General features: G+C 37.9%; 14 protein-coding genes. 5 read left to right on the top strand and 9 right to left on the bottom strand.

The genetic code is table 11. The features are described from left to right. Positions 1–7: 7 nt before the first annotated feature. The 3 genes from QUF49_RS05350 to QUF49_RS05340 all read right to left on the bottom strand — a co-directional run bounded on the left by QUF49_RS05350 (position 8) and on the right by QUF49_RS05340 (position 3,596). Positions 8–667, bottom strand: a complete 660-nt coding sequence (locus tag QUF49_RS05350; protein WP_289494698.1) for an amino acid ABC transporter permease — start codon at positions 665–667, stop codon at positions 8–10. A gap of 98 nt (positions 668–765) precedes the next feature. Continuing rightward, on the bottom strand, positions 766–1,551 hold the full coding sequence (locus QUF49_RS05345; RefSeq protein WP_289494697.1) for a transporter substrate-binding domain-containing protein: 786 nt from the start codon (positions 1,549–1,551) through the stop codon (positions 766–768). Between the two features lie 215 nt (positions 1,552–1,766). Next, a complete protein-coding gene (locus tag QUF49_RS05340) occupies positions 1,767–3,596 on the bottom strand; it encodes a PAS domain S-box protein (protein ID WP_289494696.1) in 1,830 nt (609 codons plus the stop codon). A 427-nt stretch (positions 3,597–4,023) separates the two neighbouring features. Between QUF49_RS05340 and QUF49_RS05335 the strand changes: the two genes are divergently transcribed. Next, entirely contained in the window at positions 4,024–4,374 is a 351-nt protein-coding gene (locus QUF49_RS05335) for a hypothetical protein (protein WP_289494695.1), read from the top strand. Between the two features lie 99 nt (positions 4,375–4,473). On the opposite strand, the gene QUF49_RS05330 is transcribed toward QUF49_RS05335, so the two are convergent. Next, complete coding sequence (locus tag QUF49_RS05330; RefSeq protein WP_289494694.1) at positions 4,474–4,734, bottom strand: protein mistic; 261 nt, start codon at positions 4,732–4,734, stop codon at positions 4,474–4,476. Positions 4,735–4,905: 171 nt separating this feature from the next. Between QUF49_RS05330 and QUF49_RS05325 the strand changes: the two genes are divergently transcribed. From QUF49_RS05325 to QUF49_RS05315, 3 genes are all read left to right on the top strand, one after another. Then, entirely contained in the window at positions 4,906–5,337 is a 432-nt protein-coding gene (locus QUF49_RS05325; protein WP_289494693.1) for a hypothetical protein, read from the top strand. Further along, positions 5,337–6,950: an anti-sigma factor domain-containing protein gene (locus QUF49_RS05320; protein WP_289494692.1), complete on the top strand. Its 1,614-nt coding sequence runs from the start codon at positions 5,337–5,339 to the stop codon at positions 6,948–6,950. Before QUF49_RS05325 ends, QUF49_RS05320 begins: the two co-directional genes overlap by 1 nt. 85 nt (positions 6,951–7,035) lie before the next feature. Further along, positions 7,036–7,830 carry an ion channel gene (locus QUF49_RS05315; protein WP_289494691.1) on the top strand — a complete coding sequence of 265 codons (795 nt, stop codon included), beginning with the start codon at positions 7,036–7,038 and terminating at the stop codon, positions 7,828–7,830. Between the two features lie 32 nt (positions 7,831–7,862). Here the strand turns inward: QUF49_RS05315 and QUF49_RS05310 are convergent, their stop codons facing one another. From QUF49_RS05310 to QUF49_RS05295, 4 genes are all read right to left on the bottom strand, one after another. Then, positions 7,863–8,267, bottom strand: coding sequence for a YugN-like family protein (locus QUF49_RS05310; RefSeq protein ID WP_289494690.1), 405 nt, complete (start codon positions 8,265–8,267; stop codon positions 7,863–7,865). Positions 8,268–8,505: 238 nt separating this feature from the next. Beyond that, on the bottom strand, positions 8,506–8,643 hold the full coding sequence (locus tag QUF49_RS05305) for a hypothetical protein (RefSeq protein ID WP_289494689.1): 138 nt from the start codon (positions 8,641–8,643) through the stop codon (positions 8,506–8,508). 143 nt (positions 8,644–8,786) lie between these two features. Then, positions 8,787–10,136, bottom strand: a complete 1,350-nt coding sequence (locus QUF49_RS05300; RefSeq protein ID WP_066238775.1) for a glucose-6-phosphate isomerase — start codon at positions 10,134–10,136, stop codon at positions 8,787–8,789. A gap of 148 nt (positions 10,137–10,284) precedes the next feature. Continuing rightward, entirely contained in the window at positions 10,285–11,448 is a 1,164-nt protein-coding gene (locus QUF49_RS05295; RefSeq protein WP_289494688.1) for an iron-containing alcohol dehydrogenase, read from the bottom strand. Between the two features lie 198 nt (positions 11,449–11,646). Between QUF49_RS05295 and QUF49_RS05290 the strand changes: the two genes are divergently transcribed. Further along, positions 11,647–11,883 carry a DUF378 domain-containing protein gene (locus QUF49_RS05290; RefSeq protein WP_289494687.1) on the top strand — a complete coding sequence of 79 codons (237 nt, stop codon included), beginning with the start codon at positions 11,647–11,649 and terminating at the stop codon, positions 11,881–11,883. 45 nt (positions 11,884–11,928) lie between these two features. Here QUF49_RS05290 and yugI read toward each other — a convergent pair whose 3' ends face one another. Beyond that, a complete protein-coding gene (gene yugI / locus QUF49_RS05285; RefSeq protein WP_289494686.1) occupies positions 11,929–12,348 on the bottom strand; it encodes a S1 domain-containing post-transcriptional regulator GSP13 in 420 nt (139 codons plus the stop codon). Positions 12,349–12,398: the final 50 nt, after the last annotated feature.

Below are 12,398 nucleotides of genomic sequence, written 5' to 3'. Positions count from 1 at the left end.
GCGCCTCCTATTCCCCAGCTGAGAGTTTCTTTTCCAACAGATTAACCAATAGTGTGAAAAGAAGGACGAGTATTAGATAATATAGGCCAACAATAATTAAGTACGTCATTTCGTCAAACGTTCTGGATCCTTGGGTTGTCGCTATGCTAAACAATTCGTTTAGTGCGATAAAAGACGCCAAAGAAGAATCCTTTAATCCAATAATGAATTGGTTCCCCAGTGGAGGAAGTGCTCTTTTAAATGCTTGCGGCAAAATGATTCTTCTCATCGTTAAACCATATGGCATACCAAGAGAGCGTCCAGCTTCCATTTGGCCTTTATCAACAGACTGGATGGATCCTCTAAAAATCTCTGCAATATATGCACCATTATGCATGGCAAGTCCAAAAGCAGCAGACCAGAACGCTGAAATTCCAAGTTCAGCAAGTCCAAAATAGAAGATGAAAATCTGGACGATTAAGGGTGTTCCGCGAATAAGTGCAATATAAATATTTGCAATCCAATTTAGTATCTTAATTCCCGAAATTTTAAAAAGGGCAAAAACTAGCCCGATACCAGTACCAATCAGAATGGAAACAAAGGTAAGTTTTAACGTTATCCAAAGCCCCTTTATGAAGAGCGGATAACTTTCTATCAATACATCTAAAATGTGTGCGAGATCAAACATGCCTTAGTCCTCCCCTTTTATTCTCTGTTTAAAGGTTGTTACAGTGTGATATAAAGAAAGCCGCCCTGCAATTCAGCACATGCGGACGGCTCACACCATTATTCAGGCTTTTTCGTGATATCAGCACCGATGTATTCTTTACTAAGTTTTTCTAGTTCACCATTATCTTTCATTTTCTTCAAAGCTTTGTTAATCGCTTTTAGCAATTCTTTATCCTCTTTTTTAACAGCGATCGCCTGTTCACTCGTACCAAGCTGCTCTTGTTCAACAATCTTAAAACCTTTTTCAATCGCTTGTTTTCCTGTGATTGCATCAGTAATAACTGCGTCATGCTTTCCTTCACTTAACGCGCGCAGGGCTGTAGCATCACTGTCATAATTTTTAATTTGGTCTGTAAAATCTTGTGCAGATTTTTCATAGGTAGAGCCTTTTGAAACAGCAACTTCTTTCCCTTTTAGATCTTCTTTCGTTTTAATATCACTATCTGGTCTTGTAAAAATAACTGGACCTGAATAATAATATGGCTCGCTAAAATTCACTGCTTGCTTTCGGTCTTCAGTGATTGTATGGCTTGCCACTGCTGCGTCAAAACGATCTGCCTTTATTGCCGAAACAGCGCCATGAAATTTAAATTTCTCTGGAACGGCTTTTAAACCAAGTTCATCTGCTATGGCTTTTCCTACGGCTACATCAAAGCCTGTTAAATCCCCATTGCTATCAACTGAACTAAACGGAGGGAATTCTCCGGAGACAATAAAATTAAATTCTCCATCCTTTTTTAACTCAATACCTCCATCACTTGACTCACTGCTGCCACATGCAGCTAGTACAAACATAGAAAACACAACTGCTAAAATACTAATTCTCTTCTTGAAATCTTTCATTCTTATCCTCCTTGAATATCCCTTTTTGTAAGAACCCCTACTAAACAAGGGTAGCACGAATTTCTAACATTCTCAATTTTATGTAGATTCTAACCAGTCTTAAAGCTCAGACTTTTCATGCTTCTCTCTACATTTACCCTTATTAAAAAAATCATAAACACTTATTTAGCAAGCAAAAAAACGCCCTTCAGTCAGACTGAAGAGCGTTTAACCACTTAGGGTAAAAGTTTAGTAGGCAGCAGAATCGTAACGGTCGTTCCAATATCTAATATACTTTCAAAGGTAATGTTGCCATGGTGATTTTCAATGATCTTCAACGAGACCATTAATCCCAAACCTATACCTTTTTCTTTGTTTGAATAAAATGGTTCTCCAAGTCTTGCAAGCCTCTCCTCGCTAATACCCACACCTTGGTCTGTAACTTTTATAAAGACATATCCTTCATCATATGAACCTGTTTCTACAAAGATCGTCCCGCCGCTATGCATGGATTCAATCGCATTTTTGATGACATTAATAATGACTTGTTTGATCTGGTTTCCTTCACAAAGTATTTGTGGGACATTCATGAAGTGTGTTTCAAATTGAACATTGTTGAGGTTTGCTTCTGAATCAAGCAGCGTAATACTTTGTTTTATAAATTCATTAACGTTTCTTTGCTGAAAGAACGTTTCTTGGTGTGGTTTAGCCAAGACTAAAAATTCAGTGATGATCGATTCAATTCTATCCATCTCTGATAAAATAATTTCACTATGCAAATCGTCCATATCAGGTTTCATCAATTGGACAAATCCCTTAATACTCGTAAGCGGATTGCGGATCTCATGCGCGATTCCTGCAGCAAGTTCACCCACTACCGTTAATTTATCCGACTTTCTGAGGAGTTCTTCCTTTTCCTTGAGTTCTGTAATATCCTCGGAGATTCCTGCTATTCGATAAACCTCATTTTGATCATTGGTTATCGGAAACGCTCTCGTTCTAATCCAGCGGACTTTTTTATTCTTGCTTTGTATACGATATTCAATCTGAGATTCACTTTGAGCAATGATATGAATAAAGCCCTCAACTGCCTCTTTATCTTCAGGATGAACATCTGTAAATACAGATTCAAACGTTGCAGATTCTGTATCCCATATTTGTTCATACGCTTTAGAGATGTATAGAAGCTCTCGTGTTCCGTAATCTTGCATCCAGAACACGTCTTTCGCATTTTCTGCAAACTGACGAAATCTTTCTTCACTCTCACGAAGTCCGAGTTCCATTCTCTTGCTTTCTGTTATATCTCTTGAAACACCTACAATTCCCTCAACTTGACCTAGATCATTTTTAATCGGAGAGAGAATCGCTTGGTAATAGAGGCGTTCACCATCTCGTACATTGCTCCATTCATAAATCTGGGATTTTCCTTGTAAAACAAGATGACAGGCTTGTTCTTGACCTTCTGCAATAGCATCTCCAAATACTTCTCTAATCGTCTTGCCTAAAAAATAGGACGGTTTTACGCCATGTTTCTTCATCCATCTTCCATAAATTCCTGTATGTACAAAGTTATGATCCAATGTAAAAACTGTGTCTTCCAAAGAATCCACTAGTGAGTAAAACCGTTCCTGGCTGCGGTTTAATTCTTTTTCTGTTACCTTTAACTTATGATTGTCAATTATGGTGAGGACAAGGTTTTCGAGTCTATTGTAAGCATCCAAAATAGGGGCTATCGTTACCGATAACCACTTAACCTTACCCGAATTTTGGCATACTATCTTGAGATCCATCTGATGATTTTTTTTCTTTTGCCTTGCAAATTTTAAATAGATTTCTTTAAATAATGATTCTTTACATATATGTTGATCCATAACATCAAATGGAAGATTATTAAGAAACATACCCTCTACTTCCTCTGCGGACAGCTCTAACATACTGTACGCCTTTGTATTGGCGTAAAGAATTTTGCTGGATTGTTCTAGTACGATAATTCCGCTATCCACGGCTTCATAAAAGGTATGCATCAGTTGTTTTTTATTCTGTAATTCAAACGAAGTTTCTCGCATAGGCTACATCCTTGTGGATTATTTTTAATATATTTTTACAAGAATTGTCTTTTCTCTATTTTTCTATTAAATACAATAAATTACAAGAGTTAATTTTATAATAGGTTTATAAAGGAGAGTCAGCAGCACTGTTGCTTGAAAATTTTCAATGGCATGTTCCCCTATAAATCACACAGATTTTTATGCTGTGTACTTTTATACTTCAATTCATAATGCGTGCTATGTAAACAAGAGGATTAATTTTATATTTTTTGAGGTAAAAAGATTTATAATCCATCTAGAACCATTTTTTGTTCCATGTTCCAGGGAAATATCCCTGCTGCCTCATGATGGTATATTTATTCCAAATGAATAAATGCACAATTTAAATCTCATAAAATATGAAATTATAGAATAGGGTAAAAAATAACGATTTGGAGGTCTGAATATGATACTTTTTTCTATCGTTTGCTTAATTGCTTTCTATCTTTTAACGGTACATGATACAAAGAAAGTGAAACAAGTGATCTGGCCAGTCTATGGAATCATAGCATTGGTGTGTATAATCAGTTTATTTACTTTAAATCCTGATACTGCCACTTATATCTTTTGGGTAAGAATATTCTTCATGCTGTTAGTGGTGCCAGTATTAATTCTTGTCATCCGCAAAATCTGGCAGATCAGTTCAGAAACTTCAAATTGGGTTCAATACACAGTAGCCATTCCAGTATCATTACTTTTTGTCTTAACGCTCTGGTTGTGCTGGAACATTTTCCCCATCGTGTTGTATATCTTTTAAAGAATAAATTCGTATACAAGAAAAGCGTCTTAGGATTATCCCTAAGGCGCTTTTCTTGTTCAATACGTCGAGAGTCCTCTCCCAGTGGACATAAAAGAACTATTTGTCTTTTTGTGGGGTCTGTCCCCCCTGCATGAGCGAGAGCACTTCTTTTACAATGGTGTTGATCTTTTGGTTAATAAATTCATCTCCAAAGCTTTCTTTTGCTTGTCTGATCGCCGAAATTACATCTTCGTCATATTGAATTAACTCTTCATCGTCTTCTGCTTCATTATACAAGTCGATCATGCTGTCTAATCCTTCTTGCATTCGATCTATAGCTTCGCTGTATTTTTCCCGATCCTCTTTATTGTATTTCACCTTTATCACCCATTCACAGCTTTTCCATCTATTTGAACTATCAAACTTCGTAAACATTTACACACGTGACTTTTTTCTCTATTTTTTCAAGTAAAAGTATACTATAATAATTTGGTTATTATTATCTTGAAATATATTATTTTACATATGTAATGGAAGGAGGGGGAACAATTGATTCGCCGGTGGTTTAGTAGAAAGAATAAACCCTTGCAGCCTGCTTTAGAATCGCGGTCTTCAAGTTCATCTGTAAGTCTATGTACAAACAACGTAAGAGAACCAGATCCTGTTAAGGAAATCTCACATTTTAAAATGCGGTTAAAGGAATTTGGAATTGATTTTAGCCACTTGGTCTCCAGCACTCCTAAAGAGCTTGTAAATAGACAGCAAGCCATTGAAGTTGCTGAGGAGATTGCGGCAGATCCTGAAATGCGCAACTACTTTTTAACATGGAAACGATTGCCCCTTCTTCACAGCGAGAGTACTCAGCACCAGAAACTCACCATGAAGAGGCAGCGAGAATACATAACCGCACTTACACTCATCTTTATTGAAAATTATCATGTGTTATTGCAATATGTGCCGGGCACAGGAGGAAAACACTAATGAACAAAGCGATTATTGTAGAAGTGAGCAAGCGTCACCTCATCGTTCTGGCTGAAGGCGGCGAATTTAAGAAAGTTAGAAATACAGGTGCATCCTATTCAGTAGGTCAGGAAGTCATGCTGCCTGTTACAGAAGAGAAAAGTCGTTCGATTTTTTCTGGTTTGATTAACTGGAAAACAGGTACTGCGGCTGCCTTAGCCATTTTTCTGCTGTTCTTCCAAATTCTTTCTCCAGTCTCAGGACCGGGAGTTTATGCATATGTTGGAATGGATATGGATCCTAGTTTGGAATTGAAAATTGACGAGGACATGAAAGTACTTGATATCTTTGCCTATAATCAACAAGGTAAAATGGTGCTCGAACGAATGAATGATTGGAAGAATAGAGATATCGAATATGTAACAGACCTCATATTTGATACGTGCAAAGAACTTGGTTATTTACAAACAAAAGAAGAAGTTTTGATTACCACAACTCTGTCTGAAGAGATTCCTGCTGATAAGGAAATAGAAATGAAGCAGCGAGTAAACGAAGTCATAACAAAGACTGCTAAAAAGAAGTCTGTTGAAATGACAACCATTGTTATGAGTTCCAAAGAACGTGAAGAATCCAAAAAGATGAAAATGTCACCTGGGCATTATGCGATCTATACCGCTGCTAAGAAATCAGGCATTAAGATAACAAAAAGTGAAATTTCGGGTCAAACGATTGAAAAGATTTCTGAAAAAGTCGGTCCAATTAAAGAGCTTTTAAAAGAGGAGATTCAGCCTGTAGCTGACTCAGCTAAAAAACAAGAAGACCTTGTATATGAGCCGCCTCTTCCAATTCTAGATCAAAAAGAAAAAGAGCAAAAAGTAAAAAAAGAAAAGCCTGCTTTACCCATTCAAGAAAAGATAGAAGAAAGTCATAAAAAGAAAACTATTGAATCACCAACGACTCACATTGTCATTCCTGCTGCTCCACAAAGGGAAGAAAAAAAGGCAGCTGAACCTGTTAAAAGAGAACAAGGGCACGAAAAGCCTAGTCATCCTCCTACAGCAGCTGTAAGTGGTCATGAAAAAGATGTACCAAAGCCACCTGTAAAAGATATTCCTGCGGCTATTGCACCGCCTAAAGATGAAAAATTGAAGGAAGAGAAACCAAAGCAGGAAAAACCGAAAGAAGAAAAACCTAAGGAAGAAAAATCGAAAGAGGATAAGCCAAAAGAAGATAAGCCTAAAGGAGAAAAACCAAAAGTAGATCTGCCGAAAGAAGAAAAAATAATAGTAGATCCACCGAAAGAAAACGAAACTCCTCCTAATCCTGTATCTGAACCTGTTCAAACCAATCCAGAACCAATAGAACAGTGGATATATATTGAGATTGTTGTTAATGGGAACGTCATAACCGTAAGAATTAAGACAGATTCAAACGTATTAACGGAAGAGTTAAGAAAACAAGCTTTAGCCCTTATAAATCATAATTCTTTATTACAGCAACAATGTTCCAAAACTGCTTCATCTTTACAGCAAGAAGTTGAAAAAGAAGAAATTGCAAGTGTAACAGAACAGCTAGACGCTGCAGATTCGGAAGACCCAGCCCCAACAAATCTACATACTCTGCAAGCTTCATGATAGAAAAACCTCTGGTAAATTGTAAAATGAACCAGAGGTTTTGTTTTTTCCACATTCGTATAAATCCGTATCCTCTTTGGCAATAGTGTTAATAGGAGGAGAGTGTGTTTATATGCGTGCCATGTATTATGCATATTTGAGATTGCCCATGTTGGTTAGGCTTGGTATCATTCTGTTTATAATTTTATTCTCTAGCGCTGTTTTAGCTCACCTCTTTGAAAAAGACACGTTTCCAACCATTTTTGAAGGTTTTTACTGGGCTGTTATTACAGCTGGAACAGTAGGTTATGGTGATTACGCACCACATACAAATGAGATAAGGCTGCTTGCTATATTTCTTGTCTTTTTAGGAGGATCATTTTTAGCCTTTTTAACTGTACACTTTGCCAGCGCTGTTGTTAAAAACGAAAATCGATTTCTTGAGGGGAAAAATATGTATAAAAACAAAGACCATTTTATAATCGTTGGGTGGAATGAACGTTCAAGACATACGATTCAAGCGATCAAAGACAAAGTAAAAACCAATCATATCGTTTTAATTGATGAGTCTCTAGAAGCAAACCCTTTATATTTGGAAGGCATTCATTTTATTCATGGAAAATCAAGTGAAGATTTCACGTGGATCAAAGCTCATATACAAAAGGCACATACGGTTCTCATTACAGCAGATGCCAACTTAAAGGAAGTTGAAGCGGATCGAAACACGATTCTTTCTGTTCTGACAGCTCGCGGATTAAGTACAACAGTAGCTATTCATGCAGAAATACTAACAACTGAGCAAGCAACAAATGCGAAACGTGCGGGTGCCAATCATATTATTCAAACATCAAATCTTGCTTCACATGAGATGGTGTTAAGTCTTGAAAGAGAGCTCATATAAAAACAGATAGGACAAGGCCCCTATCTGTTTTATTAATTCAATAGAGCTGTTTCTATTTTTTGCACCAAGTCTTTACCAATACCAATCCATTTTTTATCGATGGTCGCATCTGGATCTTGCGGCTCTGAAAACTGATTAAAACTACCCGATATGTTTCCAGTTTCAGCGTTATCATCTAATCCTACCTGGTATTTATGAGCCAATAGAAAAGGTTCCCCTAATTGAATCACTGTATCTTTTTTGTCCAATTCCCCATCTACCGCTTTAAAAGGAATTCTTAAAAACGTGTATCCAACTTCATCATCTAGTTTATAATCAAAATATCCATGATCATAATCCCAGTTTCCGCCGTATGAAAAGCCCATTCCTTTCATTACTTCCTCTGCTTCGTTTAAAGCACATAATTCATTCTCAAGTCTGCTTTTTATAGGTTTCATTATGGTCCCTCCTACATATTCTATTGTTTAGCGTATCCAAATCTTGTATAGATTATTTGAGCGTTTCTTTATGGAAGGGGTTGATTTCCGTTCCAGGTGCTCGCTTTCCGCGGGGCAGGCGGTGAGCCACGTTCGTACTATAAACTCTTAAGTGTCTCACCTGTTTAGTTGCAGTGGCTAGCCCCTCGAGGTCAAAAGTTAAATGGCCCAGAAGGCAAAGTGCGCCTTCCTTGTCCATTTACCTCTTGCTTGTCGGGGCTGAACGAGCCACTTCCACTTTTCGGACTGTCCGCCTATCCCGCAGGACAAGGAAGGCTACGGCAGCGACACATCGCACGAAGAAAATTTGAAGTTTAATTTTCGAGGAGTCTCCCACCTTACACTCCACTCAACTGTCACAGAAGTAAATTAAAAATGAGGTTTGAAAGCAAAAATCTTATAAAAAAGAACTTTCAAAAAATGAAAAAAACGGCATAGAAAAAACCTGACTCTAAGGAATAAAGAGTCAGGTTTTTAAACTTATAGGCGTTTTTCTAATTCTTCTTTTTCTTTTTCAAACCCAGGCTTACCAAGAAGAGCAAACATGTTTTTCTTGTATGCTTCTACACCTGGCTGATCGAATGGGTTAACTCCTAACAAGTATCCACTCACCGCACATGCTTTTTCAAAGAAATAAACCATATACCCGAAGTGATACGGCGTCATCTCAGGGAGACTTACGATTAAGTTTGGCACTCCGCCATCAGTGTGTGCAAGCAATGTTCCTTGGAACGCTTTTTTGTTTACAAAGTCCATCGTTTGCCCAGCAAGGAAATTAAGCTTATCTAGGTTTTGATCATCTTCTTCGATCTTGATTTCCTCACGTGCTTGATCTACATATAGAACCGTTTCAAAAAGATCACGGCGTCCCTCTTGTACATATTGCCCCATTGAATGAAGATCGGTAGTGAAGTCTACAGACGCAGGATAAATTCCCTTGTAGTCTTTCCCTTCGCTCTCACCGTATAGCTGTTTCCACCATTCAGACACATAGTGCAGTCCTGGCTCGTAGTTAACCATTAGTTCGATCGTCTTCCCTTTGTTATAAAGCGCATTTCGAACAGCAGCATACTGATATGCTTGGTTTTCTGCAAGCTTAGGGTTATTGAAGTCTGCTGCAGCTTCTTTAGCCCCATTCATCATCTCTTCAATATTAACTCCGCTTACTGCAATCGGCAGAAGGCCTACAGCCGTAAGAACGGAGTACCGTCCACCCACATCATCAGGAATAATGAATGACTCATAGCCTTCTTCGTTCGCTAATGTTTTAAGTGCTCCTTGAGCTTTGTCTGTAGTCGCATAGATGCGCTTACGAGCTTCTTCTTTTCCATACTTTTCTTCTAGGAACTTTCTAAAGATACGGAACGCAATAGCAGGTTCAGTTGTTGTACCTGACTTAGAGATCACATTAACGGATACATCTTTGTCTTTTAGTACATCAAAAAGCTCTTTAACATAAGTGGATGAGATGTTTTGGCCCGCAAAGAACACTTGTGGCGTCTTGCGGTCTTCTTTTGATAAAAGGTTATAAAAAGAATGGTTTAGCATTTCAATAGCTGCGCGTGCTCCTAAATAGGAGCCACCAATTCCGACAACGATCAAAACATCAGAGTCATTTTTAATCTTTTCAGCACTTTTTACAATGCGGCTAAACTCTTCACGGTCGTAATTCTCAGGAAGGTCAACCCATCCTAAAAAGTCATTACCTGCACCTGTTTTTTCATGGATAGCGTTATGAGCAGCTTCTACAGCACCTGTAAGGTAATCTACTTCATGCTGACCAATAAAAGAAAGTGCCTTGCTATAATCAAAACTTAGCTTTTTTGTCATATGTAAGCCTCCTAAAACAATCATTATTCTTTCACTTTATACAAGTACAACATTCAAATCAAGAAACCATGTAAATGTAATCGGTTTCTTGACAAAAGACGAAATATTCAAAAAGCAGCATGAAAAAGAAGGGGTTGACCCCCTCCTTTTATAATGACATTCTTAAGATGTTTAATACATCTTCTTTATTCTGGCTGTTGAAATTACCGAACTCTCCTCTAGCCATTGCTTTATCTGCAATGAGGTCAAGCTTGGAGTCATCTATATCATAATCTTTCAATGCATTTGGTGCCCCTAATGAAGTCCAGAAAGCCGATAAGCGGTCAATTCCTTCAAGAGCAACTTCTTTATCCGATTTGCCCTCAGGATCAACATCAAAAACGCGGACAGCAAGCTGTTTGAATCGTGATACATCAGTATCCACGTTGTGTCTCATCCAATTCGGGAAAAGAATTGCTAATCCGCCTGCATGCGGTATATCGTAAACAGCTGAAACAGCATGTTCAATATTATGACTGCCCCAATCACCGCGCAGACCCATTTGAAGTGTACCATTTAACGCCATAGTTCCACTGTATAAAATGGTCTCACGCAACTCATAGTTTTCAAGATCTTCCAAAAGCTTAGGTGCAGCTTCCATCACGGTTAAAAGAATCGATTCAGCAAAACGATCTTGCAATGGTGTATTTTTAGCGTTATGGAAGTATTGTTCAAAAACGTGAGACATCATGTCTACAATTCCATAAATCGTTTGATCTTTCGGTACTGAGAATGTGTTCTTCGGATCTAATATTGAGAACTTAGGAAATACGAGAGGGCTGCCCCATCCATACTTTTCCTGGGTCTCCCAATTTGTAATAACCGATCCTGAGTTCATTTCAGATCCTGTTGCAGCTAAAGTTAGAACAGTTCCAAATGGAAGAGCTTCCTGAGGTTGAGCTTTTAGCGTAATAAGATCCCAAACATCGCCATCGTATTTCGCTCCTGCTGCAATTGCTTTTGTACAGTCGATAACACTGCCTCCACCAACGGCTAACAATACGTCAATTCCTTTTTCTTTACAGATTTCTACACCTTTACGGACTGTAGAAACTCTAGGATTCGGTTCAACTCCTGAGAGCTCACTTACATCTGCATCCATTTTTTCTAATTCATTCATCACTTCATCGTACAAACCATTAAGCTTGATGCTACCTCCACCATAAACAACAAGTACTTTCTTGCCATACTTCCCTAATTCATCTTGTAAAGTTTGAATTTGATTTTTTCCAAATACCAATCGAGTTGGATTGTAATATATATATTCGTTCATCATAATCTCTCCTTCTTGCATGGTTTAACACGTATTATGTGGGACAGGAAAGGCAATGTAAAGCAATAAGCTTACCGAATACTAGGATGTGTTTTTCAGCTTTGTTTCATGCCATGAATTTAGGGAATGTATAAATAAAGTAAAATATTGACACCCTAAAAGTGCGTTCTATTCATATTATTGATTGGAGGATGTAACATGAGTGGATTACAACGCTTTGCCTTAGCATTAGTGATTATCGGAGCGATTAACTGGGGTCTTATCGGATTTTTTCAGTTTGATTTAGTTGCTGCTATTTTTGGCGGCCAAGACGCAGCTCTTGCCCGTATCGTTTATGGTCTTGTAGGGCTTTCCGGTTTGTATTGTTTAACATTGTTATTTAAACCTTCTGAAGAACTTAGCCGTGAAGGTCATACCGAACATAACCGCGTTTAATAATGGATACAAAAAAAAACCTCTCAAATGAGAGGTTTTTTTACATTATTTTTTAAGGCGCTTGTTAAGTTGAGCCTGACGGTCTGTAGACTCTTTCAACCAATCTTTAAGTTTCGCTTCAAGAGTGTTGAAACCTTTGTTAGCGTCTTGATTGTTTGTGCTGCTCTTTTTGTTGTTGTTATTAAATCCACCTGGGCGGCGTTCTTTTTTAGGTGCAGGAGCTGGAGCTTCCTGTGTTTGTCGGATGGACAGTGAAATCTTCTTGCTGTCTTCGTCAACAGAAAGAATTTTTACTGACACAACGTCCCCAACACTTAGTGCATCGTTAATGTCTTTAACGAAACCATGAGAAACTTCAGAAATGTGTACAAGACCTTGTACATTATCATTTAATGCAACGAACGCACCAAAAGGCTTAATGCCTGTAACTTTACCTTCAACAATGCTACCTACTTCAAAATTCATGAAAACACTCCTAACTATTTTTTAACCTGTTAAGTATAACATAAGTAAAT

The organism is Fictibacillus sp. b24, assembly GCF_030348825.1.
Classification (GTDB): Bacteria; Bacillota; Bacilli; order Bacillales; family Fictibacillaceae; genus Fictibacillus.
Note: the sequence above shows the minus strand (reverse complement) of the source record. Positions and strands in the feature narration are given on the sequence as shown.

What these genes read in the sequence shown, in the direction of transcription:
- QUF49_RS05350 (WP_289494698.1), bottom strand. Translation starts at nt 667, where the DNA reads ATGTTTGATCTCGCACACATTTTAGATGTATTGATAGAAAGTTATCCG.
- QUF49_RS05345 (WP_289494697.1), bottom strand. Translation starts at nt 1,551, where the DNA reads ATGAAAGATTTCAAGAAGAGAATTAGTATTTTAGCAGTTGTGTTTTCT.
- QUF49_RS05340 (WP_289494696.1), bottom strand. Translation starts at nt 3,596, where the DNA reads ATGCGAGAAACTTCGTTTGAATTACAGAATAAAAAACAACTGATGCAT.
- QUF49_RS05335 (WP_289494695.1), top strand. Translation starts at nt 4,024, where the DNA reads ATGATACTTTTTTCTATCGTTTGCTTAATTGCTTTCTATCTTTTAACG.
- QUF49_RS05320 (WP_289494692.1), top strand. Translation starts at nt 5,337, where the DNA reads ATGAACAAAGCGATTATTGTAGAAGTGAGCAAGCGTCACCTCATCGTT.
- QUF49_RS05310 (WP_289494690.1), bottom strand. Translation starts at nt 8,267, where the DNA reads ATGAAACCTATAAAAAGCAGACTTGAGAATGAATTATGTGCTTTAAAC.
- QUF49_RS05300 (WP_066238775.1), bottom strand. Translation starts at nt 10,136, where the DNA reads ATGACAAAAAAGCTAAGTTTTGATTATAGCAAGGCACTTTCTTTTATT.
- QUF49_RS05295 (WP_289494688.1), bottom strand. Translation starts at nt 11,448, where the DNA reads ATGAACGAATATATATATTACAATCCAACTCGATTGGTATTTGGAAAA.
- QUF49_RS05290 (WP_289494687.1), top strand. Translation starts at nt 11,647, where the DNA reads ATGAGTGGATTACAACGCTTTGCCTTAGCATTAGTGATTATCGGAGCG.
- yugI (WP_289494686.1), bottom strand. Translation starts at nt 12,348, where the DNA reads ATGAATTTTGAAGTAGGTAGCATTGTTGAAGGTAAAGTTACAGGCATT.